General features: G+C 40.2%; 16 protein-coding genes and 1 pseudogene. 7 read left to right on the top strand and 10 right to left on the bottom strand.

The annotated features are described in order from the left end of the window. A complete protein-coding gene (locus tag IQ19_RS01550; protein ID WP_144539228.1) occupies window positions 1-1,176 on the top strand; it encodes a M20 family metallopeptidase in 1,176 nt (391 codons plus the stop codon). 109 nt (window positions 1,177-1,285) lie between these two features. On the opposite strand, the gene IQ19_RS01545 is transcribed toward IQ19_RS01550, so the two are convergent. The 7 genes from IQ19_RS01545 to IQ19_RS01520 all read right to left on the bottom strand — a co-directional run bounded on the left by IQ19_RS01545 (window position 1,286) and on the right by IQ19_RS01520 (window position 9,267). After that, window positions 1,286-1,471, bottom strand: a complete 186-nt coding sequence (locus tag IQ19_RS01545; protein WP_144539226.1) for a hypothetical protein — start codon at window positions 1,469-1,471, stop codon at window positions 1,286-1,288. 130 nt (window positions 1,472-1,601) lie between these two features. After that, on the bottom strand, window positions 1,602-2,681 hold the full coding sequence (locus IQ19_RS01540; RefSeq protein WP_144539224.1) for a Ger(x)C family spore germination protein: 1,080 nt from the start codon (window positions 2,679-2,681) through the stop codon (window positions 1,602-1,604). Continuing rightward, window positions 2,668-3,747, bottom strand: a complete 1,080-nt coding sequence (locus IQ19_RS01535; RefSeq protein WP_144539222.1) for a GerAB/ArcD/ProY family transporter — start codon at window positions 3,745-3,747, stop codon at window positions 2,668-2,670. The genes IQ19_RS01540 and IQ19_RS01535 overlap by 14 nt, the downstream gene beginning before the upstream one ends. Beyond that, window positions 3,737-5,071 (bottom strand): spore germination protein, encoded by a 1,335-nt coding sequence (locus tag IQ19_RS01530; protein ID WP_144539220.1) that lies wholly within the window; start codon window positions 5,069-5,071, stop codon window positions 3,737-3,739. Before IQ19_RS01530 ends, IQ19_RS01535 begins: the two co-directional genes overlap by 11 nt. A gap of 602 nt (window positions 5,072-5,673) precedes the next feature. Then, complete coding sequence (locus tag IQ19_RS01525) at window positions 5,674-7,278, bottom strand: sodium:solute symporter family protein (protein WP_144539218.1); 1,605 nt, start codon at window positions 7,276-7,278, stop codon at window positions 5,674-5,676. Beyond that, window positions 7,279-7,419, bottom strand: a complete 141-nt coding sequence (locus IQ19_RS27645) for a hypothetical protein (RefSeq protein WP_158638721.1) — start codon at window positions 7,417-7,419, stop codon at window positions 7,279-7,281. It lies immediately after the preceding gene. A 69-nt stretch (window positions 7,420-7,488) separates the two neighbouring features. Next, a complete protein-coding gene (locus IQ19_RS01520; RefSeq protein ID WP_144539216.1) occupies window positions 7,489-9,267 on the bottom strand; it encodes a sigma-54 interaction domain-containing protein in 1,779 nt (592 codons plus the stop codon). A 305-nt stretch (window positions 9,268-9,572) separates the two neighbouring features. Between IQ19_RS01520 and IQ19_RS01515 the strand changes: the two genes are divergently transcribed. After that, window positions 9,573-11,585, top strand: a complete 2,013-nt coding sequence (locus IQ19_RS01515; RefSeq protein ID WP_144539214.1) for an oxidoreductase — start codon at window positions 9,573-9,575, stop codon at window positions 11,583-11,585. Between the two features lie 651 nt (window positions 11,586-12,236). Next, window positions 12,237-13,136 carry a formyltetrahydrofolate deformylase gene (gene purU / locus IQ19_RS01510; protein WP_144539212.1) on the top strand — a complete coding sequence of 300 codons (900 nt, stop codon included), beginning with the start codon at window positions 12,237-12,239 and terminating at the stop codon, window positions 13,134-13,136. Window positions 13,137-14,015: 879 nt separating this feature from the next. Here purU and IQ19_RS01505 read toward each other — a convergent pair. After that, the gene (locus tag IQ19_RS01505; RefSeq protein ID WP_144539210.1) at window positions 14,016-14,579 is read right to left on the bottom strand and encodes a coiled-coil domain-containing protein; all 564 of its coding nucleotides are present in this window, start codon (window positions 14,577-14,579) and stop codon (window positions 14,016-14,018) included. A gap of 32 nt (window positions 14,580-14,611) precedes the next feature. Here IQ19_RS01505 and IQ19_RS01500 point away from each other — a divergent pair, with 32 nt between their 5' ends. Then, window positions 14,612-14,770, top strand: coding sequence for an oligopeptide/dipeptide ABC transporter ATP-binding protein (locus IQ19_RS01500; protein ID WP_144540039.1), 159 nt, complete (start codon window positions 14,612-14,614; stop codon window positions 14,768-14,770). A gap of 182 nt (window positions 14,771-14,952) precedes the next feature. Here IQ19_RS01500 and IQ19_RS01495 read toward each other — a convergent pair. Together IQ19_RS01495 and IQ19_RS01490 are read right to left on the bottom strand one after the other, a co-directional pair. Further along, window positions 14,953-15,702: pseudogene (locus tag IQ19_RS01495) on the bottom strand (hypothetical protein); the annotation flags it as partial. 192 nt (window positions 15,703-15,894) lie between these two features. Next, the gene (locus IQ19_RS01490) at window positions 15,895-16,356 is read right to left on the bottom strand and encodes a CBO0543 family protein (protein ID WP_144539208.1); all 462 of its coding nucleotides are present in this window, start codon (window positions 16,354-16,356) and stop codon (window positions 15,895-15,897) included. Window positions 16,357-17,279: 923 nt separating this feature from the next. Between IQ19_RS01490 and IQ19_RS01480 the strand changes: the two genes are divergently transcribed. The 3 genes from IQ19_RS01480 to IQ19_RS01470 all read left to right on the top strand — a co-directional run bounded on the left by IQ19_RS01480 (window position 17,280) and on the right by IQ19_RS01470 (window position 18,973). Beyond that, the gene (locus tag IQ19_RS01480; protein WP_144539206.1) at window positions 17,280-18,002 is read left to right on the top strand and encodes a phosphoadenosine phosphosulfate reductase domain-containing protein; all 723 of its coding nucleotides are present in this window, start codon (window positions 17,280-17,282) and stop codon (window positions 18,000-18,002) included. Window positions 18,003-18,053: 51 nt separating this feature from the next. Next, complete coding sequence (locus IQ19_RS01475) at window positions 18,054-18,530, top strand: hypothetical protein (protein ID WP_144539204.1); 477 nt, start codon at window positions 18,054-18,056, stop codon at window positions 18,528-18,530. 167 nt (window positions 18,531-18,697) lie between these two features. Continuing rightward, window positions 18,698-18,973 carry a hypothetical protein gene (locus IQ19_RS01470; RefSeq protein ID WP_144539202.1) on the top strand — a complete coding sequence of 92 codons (276 nt, stop codon included), beginning with the start codon at window positions 18,698-18,700 and terminating at the stop codon, window positions 18,971-18,973. The last annotated feature ends 808 nt before the right edge of the window (window positions 18,974-19,781 follow it).

The following is a 19,781-nucleotide window of genomic DNA, read 5'->3' as shown; positions in this document are numbered from 1 at the left end:
ATGATTCATAACCAATTGAAAGTAGCGATTCATGCATACAGTGATGAACTGACTGAATTACGCAGGAAGTTACATCGTGAGCCGGAAGTATCGTGGGAAGAAGTAAAAACCACTCAATTTATTTGTGAGTATCTTGAAGGTTTGGGCATACCCTACAGAAGAACGGAACCAACTGGCGTCATTGCAGATATTACGGGCGGGAAGCCAGGAAAAACAGTGGCTTTAAGAGGAGACATGGATGCACTCCAGGTTGAGGAATTGAATCAAGACCTGCCGTATGCCTCCATGGAAAATGGAAAAATGCACGCATGCGGACACGATGCCCATACCGCCATGCTGTTGATTGCAGCCAAAGCATTAAATGATATAAAAGAAGAATTGCCTGGGAATGTCCGCCTGCTGTTCCAGCCAGCTGAAGAAGTAGCGGAAGGGGCAAAGATGATGGTGGAACAGGGAGCGATGGAAGGCGTGGACAATGTCTTTGGCATCCATATCTGGTCCCAAATGCCGACACATAAAGTGTCCTGCATGCCAGGACCATCCTTTGCTTCTGCTGATCTTTTTAAGGTTGCGTTTAAAGGGAAAGGCGGCCACGGTGCCATGCCGCATGATTGTATTGATACGGCCATTGTCGCCTCTTCCTTTGTCATGAATGTGCAAAACGTTGTTTCAAGAACCATTGATGCTCAGCATCCTGCCGTACTCACTGTTGGAAAAATGACGGTTGGCACACGGTTCAACGTCATAGCTGAAAATGCTTTCATCGAGGGGACAGTCCGCTGTTTCAATCCTGAAACAAGGGATCATATCGAAAAACAGCTTGGGCATTATGCAGAACAAGTTGCTGCTATATATGGTGCAACAGCAAAGGTTGAATACATCCGGGGAACACAAGCGGTGATCAATGATGAATACAGTGCAAAACTCGTCCAAAAAGTTGCTTCTGAAGCATTCGGTGAAGATGTCCTATACAATGAAAAGCCAACAATGGGCGGTGAAGATTTCAGCTTCTTTCTGGATAAAGCACCCGGGAGCTTCGCCCTCGTCGGCAGCGGGAATCCAAAGAAAGACACGGAATGGGCCCACCACCACGGCAAATTTAACATTGACGAAGACGCCCTTGCAACAGGAGCAGAACTTTATGCGCAATATGCATGGGTTTACTTGAACGATTAAGCAAAAGAGCTGCAGATTCTATAGGAATCTGCAGCTCTTTTTTTATTGAGACTAACACAGCAGTATCCTGAAAACGACAGTTGCGACCAATTAAAGCCACTGTGTCTGCTTATCTACCTTTTCCATGTTTATTGTAAAATCCCTCTTTAAACCCTATCGCTTTTTTAACAGCCTCTGCTGATTCATTGTTAAAGGCATTTTCAATATTGGCTTTATATACAAGCTTATCAAGCAGTCTCATGTCTTTGCGAACCTCATCCATATCTTTTTCCACAACAGCAAGTGATCGCAGCATTTTAGGAAGTTTGCTGCTGATTTACTCTGCGGTTACTATTTTTCTGTAATTATCAATTTGGTACTTTTTTAGCTATCAGGTGAGTGGGTTAAAGAAGGGGAACGCTGAAAGGGACAGGTTCACTATCCCTTTATGTTGTTCTTAAATACCCTTCATTCTGAATATCAATTTCGAATTGCATATCCATTTTCAGATTTGGATAGTATTCCGATCTCCAGTTTTTTAATTCCTTCCGTGTAATTTTGTTGCGGTAAAATTGGCCTAATCCTAATATATCCGCCTCACTTTCCTCAAGTTTGGCCATCATTTCGGCAAAACGGCCGGTAAGGAGTGTGCTCAGTTCTTTTTTGATCGTGGCACTGGTCGTTTTTCCTCTGGTTTCCAGGATGACAACCTTTAACTTTATCCGGCTCTGCAGAAAGGGCTGTTTTTCGGTTAATTCGCTATGGTGATGCATGTTGTTGCCGATGATCATGACACTTGCGTGATTTAAGACTTCAATTTGCCCATGGGCGCTTTCACCTTTAAACGCATTGAACAGCAAGGTTTCATCATTGCTGATTTGCTCAACCATTTTTCCGTTCTTTATAACGGCAGAACCAATTTGTTCATAGGTTGTCGTTTTTCCAGCAGCAATCAGCGGGATTGCCACATCGCGCGTATAGGAATGAATGCTGCGGTACACCTCCCATACCCTTGTTAGGGCGATTTCCGCATTCCAGCCTGCGTTTTTTTCAAAGAAGTCCAACATGGTGGTTCCATGAAGCTCTTTTGTTGACAGGATCGAGAAAAACTCATTTAAATCCTGGTCACAAATGGTCACTAAAGCTTTGGAAGAAACTTCTCTCGATCTCATGAATCCGGCGATGATATCTTTCACGCCTTCCTCTGCTGTTTTCCGCTCAATCATTATAACTTTTACGTGAAGTAAGTCTACGCTGCTTTCCATATTGCGGCTGATGGCATCGACCGCTTTGGAAATGGTCTCGCCTGTTCCGGATACAATTTTTACTTTTGTCATTTCTTCAACAGGCTCCGGGATTTTCAGAAAAACCTTGTATAGATCGTCGTCAGTAGTAGAAATGCCAACCACAACAGGGAGGACCCGATGATTGATGTCTCTGATGTCCCAGCAGCCGCTTAAGATAATAACCGCTAAAAGCAGGCTAATAGTTATAGAGGCTTTGGATTTTGGCTTAAACAGTTTCATTACTATCCTTCCCCTTCATTCGAAGTCCAAAGAAAAAAATTGATAAGGGAATTGCTACCAAGACGTAAAACCTCAGAAATGTATTCCACCAAAATAATTTCTCAACATCCTTCCAATCCGGAATCAAAAAACATGAAAAAAAGACGGCAGCAGATAGTGCGATTAATAACTTTACTGGTCTAATCGAAGGAAGGTAATGGCTTAAGATCCGGATTGCTTTCCATGAAACTAGAGCAAGGAAAAGCATGATAAAGGAGATGAGGCTTAACAGGAAAAACATCGTGACCCTGTCGAACATCAGCCAATTAATATTAATGGCATCCACGGCCACAACGTAAGGAAGGAAGGTTGTGGATGAAGTGGCCTGTCCAAATGTAAGGACTGGAACATACACTGAAAAAATGAAAAAAGGAATAAGGAATGCCGCAGCCCATAAAACATGCTTCCTCTTATACGAGAGATAGGGCTGTACAAAACCAAGAAACAGAAAACCTCCAGAGAAGGCAAAAAAGCCTTCATAGTATGTTCGTTTTGTAAGGAATCCGAAATTTGCATCAAAGGGAATGGCGTACCTCCAATCCACATTTTGAAAAGAGGTGAAGAATATGAAAATGATGATGGGAAGAAATAAAATGGCCAGGAGGAGTCCTGTGCGAAAAATCACTTCCACGCCTTTTGATGCTATATAGGCCGAAATAGAAATCATTAACAGCATGATGGCCCATAAGGGGGTTTCCGATAAAAACACGATGGTAATAATTTCCGAATAAGCCCGGACGGTTATTAATAAAATCATGCTGAAATATAAGAAAACAGGGACAATAAATAGGATAGCCGTGCCTTTTCCAACCTCTGAGTAAATGCGAATGATGTCTTTTTTCGGAAAGTAGCTTAATCCCTTCATATAAATAAAGATAAAAATAAAATGGATGAGTATGCCGACCAGAATTGGAAGCCAGTGGCCCTGTGATGTACTCGAAATGATATTCCCCGGGTACATAAAAAAAATAAGACCCAGATGACTGATTATGTACATCAGCATGACATGCAAACTTTTATCTGCCATTGCTTTCATTCCCTTTTACATTTATGTAGAGATAGGACTTGCCGTAGGTGTCGAGCCCTGCCAGGTAAGCGCCGATTATAACAAGGCCTGAAACAAGGCCCAAGAGGCCGTAAATCGATGCCAGGATGACAATTACATATTTAAATAGCCTGATGGAAACAGCGTTTTGGAACCCTGCGATTGTTGAATTGGCGATCGTAGTTGCTGCAAGAATGATAATTAGGAGATTGCTGACTAATTTCGCCTCAACGACAGCCTGTCCCAGGATAATCCCGCCGACCATTGTAATGGTGGGGCCGATGGACTTAGGGAGCCTGACACTTGCCTCTAAGATTAATTCAAGGATAACGAGCATGAAAATAATCTCCACTAATGCTGGGTACGGAACTCCTTCGCGGCTTTGGGCAACGGATAAGGCAAGCTGGATTTGAAGCACTTCAGGATTAACTGAAACGAGAGCTACATATAGCCCGGGAGTTATCAGCGTTATTAAAATGCCAATGATTCTTATAGACCGAATGGCGATCATAATGGGCAAGGGGAAATTCCGGTCATTTTCAATAGCAAACATATCCCAGAGCAGACTGGGAAGAATGAGCGCAAATGGCAGCCGATCGATGAAAAGAATGACTCTTCCTTTTTTCAAATACTGAACAGCATGATGGGGCAGCTCCGTCGTATTAAATTTGGAAATAGCGCTCCAGGATGGGAACCCTAGCATTTTTGCCAAGCCCTGCAAGTCACTTATATCCTGATGGATATTTTTTTCAATATGGGACTCCAGGTTTTTTAATAGCTCCGTATCTGCCTGGCCCTCTAAATAAAGCAAGGAAAGCTTCTTTTTTCGATTTTGACCGGTGGAATAGGAGGCCATGATGAGTTCTTCTGAATTCACTAGTTTCCGTACAATGCCGATATTTGCATCGATTCCTTCTGTAAAGGCATTTAAAGCTCCCTGGATCACATTTTCATTAGCAGGAGTTTCAATTGAACGATCGAGCATGGTTGAGACAGGCTCCATGATGATGGATCGGTCTGTATCAGCCAAATGGATAATAAGCTTGCCTTCATATATGGATGAAATAGCTTTATTGACATTCCCTTCAATCAATTCACCAATTGCATTCCATAAATCCTCAGGAGGCCGATTTTGCAAAAGGTGGCTCTCCGCATGCTTTTGAAGGACCGCTCTTGTTTTGACAAAATCAACAAGGGTATTGAATCCCAGCAGGATAATAGCTGTGTCAGCAAGATAGTCCCTTTGAAGAAGAAAATCTTCATTATTCTCAAGCTTTGATTTTATTTCCTGAACTAATTGCTCCATACCTGGTTATCCCTTCATAAAGACATAAATACTATTATCTTTTCGCATGCTGTAAATTTTTATTCCTAAGACTAAAAGAGAATCTATAGAAAAGAACAATATTAAACAGAGCAGAAGGTCAGCCCAAAAGATGCTGTTTTTCCTTGTTGGACTATAAGGGAAGTAATATTCGGATGCTGTGGTAAATAGCAAAGAGGGGCTTAGTAATCTTTTTGAAGAACAAATTCAATTTTTAAAAGAAGAAAGAATTAAATGAACTATCGGCCGCAGCACGGTCCGGAATGAAAAAAATGAGGGGAGACATAAACAACTACCAATGGATTTATCGTTTGCAGATTTGATTGTTTCTTCCTTTGAGGAAATTGACATTTATAGTTGGAGAAGGTTTTAGGTGAATTTAACTTTGAAAGATAGTGCTTGTTTTCTCACAGACATATTTTGGCTCTGGAGCATTGATACATTCATCCTGACTCACCGGAAGAGGTTGAAGTTAATGAAAAAAGAAGGTCTGTTCCCTGTAGTTAACTCAGGCTCAGACCTTTTTATAGATTAATAATATGAATGGGTTAACTTCTTTTTCCTTTCTTCAAGCTCAAAACATTCTACATAGCAAGTGTCAACGGCCAATAATAAAACACAAAGGTAAGGATAATAATAGTGACACCGCTTCCTATTAAAATCGCAGGATATCTTTTCGTTATTTTCATCTCTTCTTTTTCATTCTCTTCCAATGGACGTGTTAAAATGTTTTGCTGGAAGTTCCGTTCTTCTGTTGAGATATTACCGAATTTTGACCCGAGATATAGAGCAAGTAAACTAAGAATCATACCAATAATGACAGGGTTGAAATAGACTGGAAGCACTACTCCGAATTTTTTCAGCGTTTCTCCGAGTACTACACCTAAAAATCCAGCAATGATACTCCATAGAGCTCCTGTTTTGGTTACTTTTTTAGAGAAGACACTTGCAAATGCCACTGGTCCCCAGGAAGCCGCAAAAAGGGTAGCGGCGAAATAGCCAATCCACATGATCGACGGCGGCTGCCAGAGCCCAATGAGTAGGATGACAATACTCGTGATGATCATGGAAATTCGGCTTATGCGAAGCAGCTTTTGGTCGGAGTATTTTTTATTCCTGGATTGTTCCAGTATATCTCTGGTGATGCTGCTGCCAATTAATTGTAGGAAGCTTGCACAGGATGATAAGGCTGCAGCCATGATTCCGCTCACAATGATAATCCCCAGCCATTTCGGCACCATATTCATGGCAGCCCAGATAAATACTTTTTCAGTTGGGTTAATATCTGCTTTTACTGTTGTGATGGATGATATGCTCAGATGCAGGAATAGGTAAATGGCTATGATTGAAACCGTTGCCAAAACTCCGGAACGAATGGCTACATGTTCATTTTTAGCCATTAAGTAGCGGCTGCTTTGCCAGGGGCTTATGGCGATTACAGCTGACCAGACTAACCCTAATATAATAGCCCAAATTAATGCTTCCCATGGTTCACCCATATAAGCGTTTGGACCCGTAATGCCATGCCAGCTTAGTAAATCCGGCCGTTCCGGATTGGTGGCTGCTTTCACGATCGCTTCCGGGAATCCTCCTGCATTATTAATGATAAAAGGGAAGGAAATATAAGTAGCTAAGGAAAACAGGAAAAACATAATGGTGTCATTCACCATAACTCCTTTTGCTCCAGAAAGGATGGTGAAAGAAGCATATACCAGCCACATGATTAGTAAAGCGACGGTGTAGGAGACCCCAGAGATTTCAGAAAGCAGCAATGCACCACCCTGGGTAACAGCCACTAAATAAGCCGTTATGCCAAGGATCGTGGTGATCGCTGCAGCCATCCGAACTTTATTGGATTGAAAGCGGTTACCAAAATATTCAGGAACCGTTAACGATTTGCTTCTCCGTAAGTACCGTCCAAAAAAGAAGACGCCAATGACATAACCTGTCGCATTGAAAATAACCAGGATCAATAAAAGAATAGGGTAGCCTTCATACGAAAACCCAGCTTCTCCCATGAAAGAAACGGTGCTTAAAAAGGAAGCAACGAGCATCCCCGTAACCATTAAGGTGGATCCTTGTCTTCCGGATACATAATATTCCTCTGAGGTTTTCACTTTTTTAGATAGGACAATCCCGATAAGGACATACAGAATAAATGAAACAATAATACCAATGGTAAAAATCAATTACATCCCCACCTTTTCTTCCTTTATTTCTGTGTGTTTGGAAACGATATCTGCTTCCATTTTTCGAACGAATCCTTTAGTAATGAAGCCTAGAATGATTAGTGACCCTCCATAGCCAAAACAAAAAAGCAATTCACCCATCCATTTCACTCCCTTTCATATAGTAAATTCAATAATATACAATGCAAATTCCATGCCAATTCTAAAAATTCAGTTAATTCTTGGTTCATCTGTCCGATTTTGAGCCAATTGGTATTTATGGAGCTTCCGCATGATGGTCGTTTGATTGACTCCAAGGGCTTTGGCTATTTTTCTTGTTGAGCTATATTTAGTTAGTGCATAGGAAAGAATTTGCTTTTCCGTTTCTTCAACCGCTTTTTTTAACGGCATCAAGTGTGAAGGGAATTGAATGTCATGGTGAGTGTGCTGGTTCATTGCTAAAGGTAAATCTTCAATACTTATTATTTGTTTTTGAGCAGTGACGACAATTTGTTCAATAAAATTTTCTAATTCCCTTACATTCCCGCGCCATTCCTGCAGCTGTATAAATAGCTTTGCATTGACATCTAATTCAACCAATTGAGAGTATTTTTGGTTAAAGTGTTCAAGGAAGTAATCGGTTAATAATAAAATATCCTGTTTCCGATCCCGTAAAGGAGGGATCCGCAGAGGGACGACATGTAAACGATAATACAGATCCTGGCGAAAGGTTTTTTCCTCTATCATTTGCAGCAGATTTTTATTCGTTGCAGATATGATCCGGATATCGACTCTTTTTTCATCCGTACCGCCTACTTTTTTGAAGGTTTTGTCCTGAACTAAATGGAGAATCTTGACCTGCAGTTCCAATGGCATTTCTCCAATTTCATCTAAAAATAGGGTGCCGCCATCAGCCATCTGAACCATGCCAGGCTTTCCGCGTTTACTTGCTCCCGTAAAGGCTCCCGCTTCATAGCCAAATAATTCTGATTCTATTAAGCTTTCAGGAATCGCACCGCAGTTCACTTGTATAAATGACTTTTCCTTTCTCGGGCTATGCTCGTGAATAATTCTGGCTAAAACACCTTTCCCGACACCTGATTCACCATGAATAAAAACGGAAGAATCCAAGGGAGCTATTTTTTCAGCTAATTTCAATGCGGAGACCATATTTGCAGATTGGGTTATAAAATTTTTTTCGCCAATTGAATGTTGAACGATGGGGCATGTTTCCTGCTGAATGGTTTGGCTTTCTAATAATTTTCTTTTCATTTCTGCAAGCTCTGAAATGTCGCGTGAATTCGTAACAATCCGATATAATTTTCCTTCGTCATCGTATACGGGTTTAGCGGTTGCCAGAACGGTCTTTCCGTTTGGATATTTTTGTTCGGCCGTTTGAACTGTTAGTGTTTGCATCGTTTTTAATGTGACAGATTCTTTGATGATTCCCTTATGGACCAGTTCCCGGATGTTTTTATTGGTATAAGCTTCAGGGGGAAGTCCAGTAAAATGTTTGCAGGAATCACTGACAAATAGAACGTTGCCCTCTGCGTCTGTAACAAATATCTCATCATAGGAAGAATTAAGTATTTGTTTAAGATCTCTATTTTTTCTAAGTGCTCTATCTAATTCCTCCTGGAGAGATTGATTGATATTCATCAGCCCATTCATTTTCTGCACATATTGCCATGCCGTTAGTTCATTTGCGGTATAGCAAAAATACTGATGGTCGTCTTCCACGATAAAATAATCATATTTCTGGAGATCTTCCTCTGTTGCTTCAGACAGTGATTGAATTCTTAAGAAACGGGAATTCGTGCAGGTTTCGATTGCTTCATTTCCTTCTTGTGCTGCTTTTCTCCAAAAACGTTCTTTGTCCAAGACACCCATTAATCTAAAGGTCTTATCTACTATAACAATGGGATGCTTTTGAAAAGGGAGCCATTTTTCTAATTCTTTTATTGGGACATGATCTAAAACAGGCACAGCTTTATTTTTTTTCTCAGCCATTTTTTCCACTTCCTTTATGAAATATTGAACACATTTTGCATCAAAAAGGCTTATGTATTTCTTGAATGGTGGATTTAAACTTATATGCGGCTAGTGCTGAAGGAGTATGAACCTTTTTTGTAACAGTTGATGCAAAAAAGGTTCGGTCTTTAAGTAATTGTACAATACTATTTATGTGAATATTGTGAATTATATTAAAATGATGCGTTTTTCCCAGCTAATTTAAAAGAATCACCTGATGAGAAAGCTTTGGCATGATTATTGCTTGTTAGGTAAGTAAAAGGTTTTCGAAGGAGTGTTAAAACATGTCACCATTCAAGCACTTATTTAGCCCTGTTTCTATTGGAAATACGGATTTGAATAATAGAATCTTAAGTACAGCCCATCAAACCAATCATGTGATTGACGGAATACCAACCCCTGATATGACAGCCTACCATGTGGAAAGGGCAAAAGGCGGAGCTGGATTGCTGATCCTCGAAGCTGCGGCTGTCCATCCATCGGGGATGCTTACAACGAATACGATTGCCGGATTTGATGAGAAGGTTGTACCTGCTTATTTGGAACTTGCTAATGAAGTCCATCCATACGGAACAAAAGTGTTTCAGCAATTGTTTCATGGAGGAAGGGAAGTCGTCTCGAGTGAATATAAGGGGGCAGCCTGGGCTCCTTCTGCTGTTCCAAGTTTGCGATTCGGCACCATGCCAAGACCCATGAGTACTGAAGAAATTAAGGAGGTTATTGAAGGTTTTGCGCTATCTGCTAAATTAGCAAAGGCCGGGGGACTGGATGGGGTAGAAATATGCTGTTCACATGGATATCTCCCTGCACAGTTTTGGTCTGAGCACACCAATCTTCGGACTGATGAATACGGGGGATCCTTCCAAAATCGTATGCGATTTATTGTTGAAGTAATGGAGCGGGTATGGGAGGAAGTAGGAGAGGATTTCACTGTCGGGATTCGAATTAGTGCAGATGAAATGACGATGGATGGAACGGATGTTAAGGATGCAGTCAAAATAGTGGAATATTTGGTGGACCGAGTAAGAGTGGATTTTATTGATGTCACTGCTGGAGATTCCAGTACTTATGCAGGTTCTACCCATATTGTGCCGCCATCCCCAATGAAGCATGCCTACCTTACCCCTCAAGCATTTAAAATTCGCATGGCGGGTGCAGTACCAGTCTTTGTTGGTTCACGTATCGTAGACCCTGTAGAAGCGGAGCAAATTGTCGCAGCAGGAAAAGCGGATGTTGTAGGAATGACCCGCTCATTAATTGTTGATCCTGAGATGCCTAATAAAGCGAAATCAGGAAATCATCAAAAAATTGATGCCTGTATTGGCTGCCTTCAAGCATGCATAGGCCATTACCATAAAGGTTTGGTTATTGGGTGTGTGCAAAATCCATCAACAGGAAAAGAAAGAGAAGTCGAGGCTCTGAAGAAAGCTCCTAGAGAGAAAAAGAAAGTTCTCGTCATTGGTGCAGGCCCGGCGGGTTTAAAAGCGTCCATTACACTAGATGAATTAGGCCACGAGGTACTATTAGCAGAGAAGGCTGATGAAATTGGCGGTTTATTGCGTACATTAAGACGTGCTCCGATGAGACATGAACTCGCTGAAAGCATGCTGGATAACTTCACCAGAAGTCTGGCGGTAAGTAATGTAAAAGTAAACCTTGGCAGCAGCATACAGCCATCTGATATTATGAAGCTCGCCCCTGATATGATTGTCAGTGCGGTTGGTTCGAGACCGTATATTCCGAAAATCCCTGGAATTGATGATCCAAGAGTTATTACGGTAGATCAATTATTCAACGATAGAAGTAAAGAAATCGGAAAAAATGTATTAGTCTTTGACTTTACAGGGGATTGGCCAGCAATAGAAGCAGCAATAGATTTAGCAGAAAAAGGGCATCAGGTAACCATGATCTCTTCTAAGCTCCACATTGGGGAGGAAGTCCACCAGTACTTGCGCAACGAATACTTAAAGAAGCTTTATCAATTAAAGGTTAACATGATTCCTCACCATGATTTAGGTGAGATAAAGGATGACGAAGCGGTTATTCGAAACTTGTTTTCATATGAAAAAGAGGGTATCAAAGATTGGGACTCTATTGTCCTATCGTTAGGCCGAGTCCCGAATGTGGAGTTATATGAACAAATCAAAGATCTGGGTCCCGAGGTTTATCAAATAGGGGATTGTTTGGCACCTAGAACTTTAGAAGAAGCCACATATGAAGGAATGATGATTTCATTAAAATTGGGCATCCAGAATAGCCAACTGCAAAAGGATGAAAATACATCTATTGCGAAATAAAGTGAAACTTTCATCAGTGGGGTAGGTACTGCCCATAATCTGCGATAGAAGGGACCACCAATGAGGTGCCCTCCGACGGTGCGGTTAAGAATTAACTCACCGTCGGAGGGCACCTTTATTATTTTCAGGATAGACACGATCCGTTTTTTGCAGGCTCGAATCCAATCACCTAATTAACTTTAAGGCTGTTTTCAGATACTTTGTTGCTGATAAATAAGGTTGGTTGATTGGAGCGTAAGGTGCGAGACTCCAGCGGGAGGAGTGGGACAGGTGAGACCCCACAGGCGCTGCGCGCCGAGGAGGCTCACCGCCCGCCCCGCGGAAAGCGAGCATCCTGGAGCGGAAATCAACCTCTCCTCACTCTTTGTTTTTTAATCACAAAATCATAAAAAAACAACAATCTTTTAGAAAAGAGCCAACTTTAAAAAAGAGCTGCCGCTTTTGCGAGTAGCTCTTACTCGTATACATTCCTCTCAAAGAAACGCCGCTGTATCCATTCTATTGAAAGAGCTGACACCAAGTAGTAAGCTTTAATCCAAGTTTAATATCCCATAAAAACCAAATAAATAACTTTATAAAAAAATAAAAAAATTCTTTTAAAACAATAACAATAAGTCTATTATAGTTAATAAAATAAAAAAGGAGATTCATATGAATTCAGCTATTCAAGATCAACTTAAAGTATTTAGAGAAAGTCAAAAAAACAGGGGGCGGCTGCTTATCAATTGTCCTGATCAACCGGGTATTGTTTCGGCTGTATCCAAGTTTCTGTTCCAGCATGGTGCTAATATTATTGAATCGAGTCAATATTCGACAAATCCAGAGGGTGGCACCTTTTTTATACGAATCGAGTTTGAATGTCCTGGTTTACAGGCGAAAGAAGAAGTGTTGAAGAGTCAATTTCAGAAAATCGCAGAAACATTTTCAATGGAATGGAAACTGGCATTTGTTTATGAATTGAAGAAGACAGCTATTTTTGTATCAAAAGAACTTCATTGTTTACGTGAGCTGTTATGGGAATGGCAAAGTGGTGATTTGCTTACCGACATTGCTCTTATTGTGAGCAATCACGAGGAATCAAGACAAATTGCAGAATCCTTGCATATACCATTCTTTTACATACCTGCAAGTAAAGAAAATAGAGAGGAAGTTGAAGAAAGACAGCTGCAGCTTATTAAAGAATTTGATATTGACTTAATCATATTAGCAAGATATATGCAGATTTTGACGCCAGCCTTTGTTGGGGCTCATCCATTCAAGATCATTAATATTCATCACTCTTTCCTTCCTGCATTTGTTGGTGCAAGGCCATATGATCGAGCCTATCAGCGCGGAGTAAAAATAATTGGGGCAACGTCTCATTATGTTACAAACGATCTTGACGAAGGACCGATCATTGAACAAGATATCAAGCGTGTTGACCACCGGGATCATATAGATGATCTAAAAAAGAGCGGACGTTCGATTGAACGAAGTGTTCTTGCTAGAGCGGTTAAATGGCATTTAGAAGACCGAATTATTGTTCATGAAAACAAAACAATTGTTTTTTAAGGAAAAGGAGCAGACTGCGTCTCAAAAGTAAAGACCGCTGACCTCATTCATTCTGCTTGCCTGCCGTACAATCACTGATTGCCTCTGGAATTGTATATTATGCTGTAATGAGTGTAGAAGCAAAGGTCGCTCCAGATCATTTTACAACTACAATCTCTGATGGAGTCATTAAAAGTGAGGTTTTTTAATGCATTTTCCATGAGCAGGGAAGCGTACAGAATAACAAAGAGTCTGCATGTTTCATATACATTTGAGCAGCTTCCTAAGATTTTGGAGCATATAGATTTGACGCTTCACTCTTTATAAGAGAGTGTCCCAAAAGTATAGCTTTTTGGACACCATCTTTTGGTAAGGCAATAGCTCTTTAAAATTTGGCCTGTTGATTTCCGCTCCAGGGACTCAGCAAACGCGGGCGGTCCGGGAGCCTCCTCGGTGCATTCGCACCTGCGGGGTCTCCTGCTGACTCGCTTCTCCCGCAGGACTTTGAATAAGCTTCGTTGAGTTTACACCGCACGAAGGAAATGCGAATGCATTTTCGAGGATCTCGCCCCTTCCGCTCCAATCAACAGGGTGCAAAAACCTTTCGAGACAGCCTCTTTTGAAGTCTAAGAAATTTTGGATCAGGAGGTATGCTGCTGTCTTCTCTAAGTGAACGGCATATGCTGTCGTCCAATATGTGTCCGATCAGCATCAATCAGAGGACTCATGGGAAAATGGCTGCTTACAGGCCTCCTTTTTCAGGATTTCATATGAAAAAGGCCTGTCCAAAATTGATTTAGGATCAGTCTGGAAGGTGAGGCAGGTACTATTGCTGGGTAATTAAACGAGAAGCCATCTGGATAGAGCAACGGGGAATAGAATAGAAGATAAAAGAAAACTCTAGCTCTTGTTGATCCTATTAAAGTATAATTCATGCTTTCCGACTTGTTTGGATAGGTATTCAATATCTGTATGCATGTCCTTAGTATTCATGTCAATTTTCTTCAGGATGGGAACAGTATCATCGTTTGAAGTTTGAGTAATTGCATTCAAAGTTGTTTCCATACGATCAAGCTGCTGATGGATTCCTTCGAAATTTTGCTTGGCTTCAGCCAGATTCTGGTCAATCTTTCCGAACTTCTGGTTAATCTCTCCAAACTTCTGGTAAATCTCTCCAAACTTTTGATCAATCTTTCCAAACTTCTGGTCAATCTCTCCAAACTTCTGGTCAATCTCTCCAAACTTTTGATCAATCTTTCCAAACTTCTGGTTAATCTCTCCAAACTTATGGTCAATCTCTCCAAACTTTTGATCAATTTTTCCAAACTTCTGGTCAATCTTTTCAAACTTATGGTCGATTTCTCCAAATTTATGGTCGATCTTTTCAAACTTCTGGTCGACTTGATCAAACCGTTTATTTATTTGTTCTTCCATTTGCTGTATGGCTTTAAGTATTTGTTCCATTGTATTTCACCTCCTTCTTTTTATTATAATACATAATTCCGGTAAAGGGTGAAATACCTAGCCCTAGTAATCCTCCTGCAGGGTGTGAATTTCATACACGATGTCCTTTAGCTCAAGAAATATGCAGAAAACAATTTCCTGTTCTTGAAATGAAGAGAGAATATCATATGCTGGCTTGTCATTTAGTATAGAATGCTTAATAAGTAAAAATAAGAAGCCTGTCTCCCTATAAAGATGGATCTCTCATTGTTAGGAGCAGGCATTTATTTTATTTATTTCTGTATGATTGGTGGCCCAAAAAATAAAACATTAATTGGTTATTAGAAAAATAGATTAGCAGGGTTTAGAACAAGAGGGTAAACTCATAGTTGTCTTATTCTGAAGGAATTCGAGCCTTCCGAATACCATCAAAAATACTAATACCCGCATAAACAATAAACGTAATAATAATACTGCCAATAAACCATGTTTCGAATTGTGTTGCTGTAATGGAGAACAAATCAGTGATATAGTTGATAAACTCTGGCTGCAGTAAATTCGGAGTTAATAGGATAATGATGAAAACCACCGTTGCAATCACTTCGAGCAATGTGTTAAAGATAGCCAATCTTTTCGTCCATTGACCCTGGAGTAATTTGTAGAGGGCTAAGCCGATTTCGAGTCCGATGATCACAACAACGACTGGCCAATATTCGTGCAAAACATCTTGATTTACTGCTGGAATTGCGAATTCCAGCCCTTCTCCGCCGCCTTTATAGACAGCCATAAGGTGTTCGGCATAAAAGTAAAGTGTCGCCCATATCGCTGTCCACATTAAACTGCCAAAAACCTCAAACTTCGTAATCGCTTTTTTCTTCGGGATATAGGGGATGTTTTTCAAATCATCAGGAGTCCATGGTTTTAAACTTGGTGATAATGGATGTTGATCTTTTCCTTTATCTGCTCGTTCAATAATGGCGAATACGAGCGTTAGCCAGAAGAAGGTCTGGATTCCCACCTCAATGATTCTCCATATTCCTTCACCCATTATGAGCAGCACTGCATTTACCACTGTTTCTTCTGGGCTAAATCCAATAATAAATTCAGCGGCAATGGAAATTAGTGCGATCGCTGCGGCAATGGGAGCTCTTAAGTGCATCTATTTCGAAATAAAAGGAAACCAGTAATCATTCAAAGGTAAACTTCAACAAAGGTTAATGAAGAATTTAATGAGGGATACAGCGGTTGGAGTAAAACTTGAGGATTTTCTTAAAAATTAGTTTTAAAGGCACTAGAGCAGGATATAACCTGTAATTTTGCACTCTAATGGGTGCAATCACCTCCTCTGTTGCATCCAACGGTAAAATTTTACATGAAGTATTAATATGTAATAAATAAATGGATACATCACAAAGGAATAAAATAAGTTCCAGTTGTTATGCCAAATAACTCCAGATTTTATACTTAACCATTCGTATGATGTTGAAAAAATAGCCCATCCCATAAGATATGTGAGTTTTAATTTCCAAGTACATTTATATGGATACCAATTAATAATCATAATAGTTGCAGCAGGATAAATTCCTAATAATACCAAGATCGCGCTTAATTCTGCTTTCTCCACTTCAAAAAATCCCCATGCGTTATAACGAAAGCTTGCATAAACATCAACTAAAGAACTCACAAGTAAACCAAAGATAACAGTTGTATATATTTCGGAAGTCTTTAAACGTTTTTTCATAAAAGTAGCTACAGTGTTAAAAAGCAAAATTGATATTATTAAGACGCCCCACTTCATAAGCTCACCTCCAAATATTAGTCTTTATAAGCAGGTCACCTTTCATTCAAACCATATCCATATTTATTTAAATATAAAATCAAAAAGGGTTCTCCACGTTCACAAGTTTCTACATTTTTATTTAATATTCGGAATTACTTTCGTTTTCTATGGTAAGAACTGTTCTTGCATAAAAGGAGGTTTAAGGGATGTTAGCTTAAAATCTGAATTCTGTTTTTCTTAAAATAGAGGAATAACGTGCTAAAGGGCAGGTTAGCAAAAGTAGAATGTAGAATGTTTTGTACCAATTCAGAAAAAAATAATATAACGTATTAATAAATAGGGGTGATTAAATATGAAGGACAAAAAATATCATGTAGGCATCTTTATACTTGCTATATCAATGTTGGCAATAAACAACAATGTTTTTTTGGATTATGCACAGCTTAGAATAATAAGTATTTTAATCACTATATCTATCGTGATTATAGCTTTTTTAGGAATGAAACAGTAAGGATGATTTTAAACTACCATGAAAAATAAACTTCTGCAATTTAGGAAAAAAGACAACACTTAATAAGACGCAGCTCATTCTTTCTTTAATGAGGGGAGAGCGCCAAAGCTAGTGGTTTCAAATAGGGAAAAGGAAGAGATCAAGATGCTTCAGGTTCTTGTAAAGTTACTTTGTAACCTAAGCTTTCAAGGCGGCGCATAGAATGTCTGACAATGGTTTGCTGCCTCTGTTTATCAAAGTAGTCTTCTCCTAAATCTACATACTTCTCTTTTCGCGTTAAGAGATAATAAGAGATTCTTATCATAGCCTGGGTGACTACAATTCCAGCTCGTTTCTTGCCTTTTATTGAGGCCGTACGTCTATAAGTGCCCCAGGTAATTTTGGTCTTACCCCTGTCAAGTAGACAGTCTCAAAAAAGAATAAGCAGCCAGTGTGTTTATTTGATAACTATGATCAGGTACATTGCAATTTTAGCGGTGGCAAGGACAGCATAGCACTGGTCTTGCTTCTTTTGTATGGATATAAAGTGCCAAAAGAAAAGCTTGTCCTGGTGCATATGAGGGTAGATGGACCAGAAGAGAATAAAGCCTTCTTCGATTGGGAAGAGACGGATGATTATCTAAAATACTGCTCAGAGAAGCTTGGTATGCCTCTCATTATGCTGGCTTCAGATATTAGTTTGAAAGAGCGGATTGAAATGAGGGGCATGTGGCCATCAAGTGCCATGCAGTTTTGTACATCGTACATGAAGCGCGATACCTACAGTAAATGGGCAAGAACACTAGGCCCAGGTAAATATCTTTGCGTAAGGGGTGAAAGGGCAGATGAGAGCTCCAGGCGGGCGAAAAAGAAAGTGTTTGAGATTTATAAACACGCCAATGCTTCAACAAAAAAACGCTATGTTGATTGGCTCCGCCCTGTTCATCATCTTTTGGAAACAGAAGTTTGGGAGTTAATGAGATTGGCAGGAATTGACCCGCATCCTTGTTATGAGTATGTGTCCCGCTGCAGCTGTAAATTCTGCATATTCCTTTCGCCAACAGAAATGGCAAAGGTCGCAGAATTGCACCCTTTTGATTTTAATGAATTGGTGGAAATGGAAAAGCGCATGGGACACACCATGAGGTACAAAAAAAGTACCCTGTTTCGCTGATAGACTTTGTTAAAAAAGGAGCATTGGATTTCAAATTCGAGGAAAGTCCATGTGCCGTATAGAAGGGAGAAATGGAAATTCCTATTAGAGTGGAAGCTTGTGGAAGAAAATAAATGGGTAGGCAAAGTAGGACCTTCCAACTTTGTTATTGTCGCTATTAAGCCTTTAGAAAACGGAAAATACGAACTGAAATATACTGATGCTCCATTAAATGAAGTTAAGGGCTACGAAATTGTAGATATAGCCAATAAATATGGAGTATCCCTGGATAATAAAGAACTGATTACTCTAAGGGTATTCGATGATTACTATCATGAATATGAATGGATTTCAATTTGTGACAACAGGGATGTGCTGATACAAGAACTTGTAGGCGGCACTTCTTTTGATATCAATCTATTAAAGGACTTGAAAGAACCAAAAGACAGAAGTCTTTTTCCCTCAATACAGACCATGTTTATGACCTTTGGGACGACAGTGATGGCAATATGGCTTACCTATTTACCGACTCGCCTCCGGATGAAATGAATTCACATGTTGAGGAATTCTTAAAAAGTCTAAAGAAAAATCGGAAGATGAAGAGATTGACCCGAATGACTTTCTTGATTGGCTTCGCACTGAGAAAGGTGTTCAGACCATCGTTGTGAACAGGCCGAACAATGGCATCAATCTAAATCCATAAGGAGTGACCAACTATGTCAGCTGCAATTAGAGCAACAAGCTCAAAACAAAGAGCAACCATTGCTATCAACATGTTCAAGAAGAACACGACCTTCTCCAGAAAGTTTGACATTGTTTTGAAATGTCAGGTTATGGAGCATATCATTGAAAAAGCCAGAACAGACAAAGTTGATGGAATAAGACAAACACCCAAAATCATACTAATGAAACGTATTCAAAAGGAGGGGAGGTTTGCTGTGGAAGCCATACAGTTTACAGTTCGTTGGCATGGAAGTAAAGACCGATTGTAAATCTTTGCCTCCACGGGCAAATGCGTGTAGTTTGATCACAACATTTAGGGGGGACACCTATGGCATCCAAGGTTATTGATGTCTCAATCGCGACTATAAGAAACTATGGATCTAAGCCCGTCTCGCCAGAGGGCATTATTTGGGGCAGGGTTGTCCGCTATATAGACGATGCATTCTGCCAGGTCAGAGTCTGACTGTCGGCGTCTATAAGCGACTTACAGTTCATTACTTCGACCCCCAGGAGAGCCAAGGGTTTAACCAAATGTTGGTCTTTCAGAAAGACCTGAAGCAACGCCATCTTGTCCTCGGGAGCGTTGAAGAGTTTCCATATTTTGGCCCGTACAGCTTCGAGGTACGATTTGTCGATATCGCTGGGTTCCAAACATTCCCTGTTCGCTATAACACTACCCAGGACCACAAAATCGAGGTAGTATATACGGTAAATCTCGTCGCCAGTAATTAAAAGACGTCCGGCGCCCGGGAAACGAAGCTGCGTATGTGATCCGCCAGAAATACGTCGACAGCTTGCCGCTCAAAGCTTGCGAAGGAATTATTGGAGAAAATGCCGGGGCTTGGATATCAGGATTCCAATGTAAGGATGCACCAAGCCATTAATGAGTGAATGGCACAAGAGGATAGCTTGTTTTCAATATTGACATAGGAAGGTTCTAATCTAGCTTCCTATTTTTAATTGTAAATAATAATGAGAGACACACCGTTCTAATTTCTATATAATGGATATATAGGTAAAAAGAAGGAGGGTCTCTATGAGTTTAATTAGGAATATAGGTAAATATGCCGGCAAATG

Source organism: Cytobacillus oceanisediminis, assembly GCF_007830235.1.
In the GTDB taxonomy this organism is placed as follows: domain Bacteria; phylum Bacillota; class Bacilli; order Bacillales; family Cytobacillaceae; genus Cytobacillus; species Cytobacillus oceanisediminis.
Note: the sequence above shows the minus strand (reverse complement) of the source record. Positions and strands in the feature narration are given on the sequence as shown.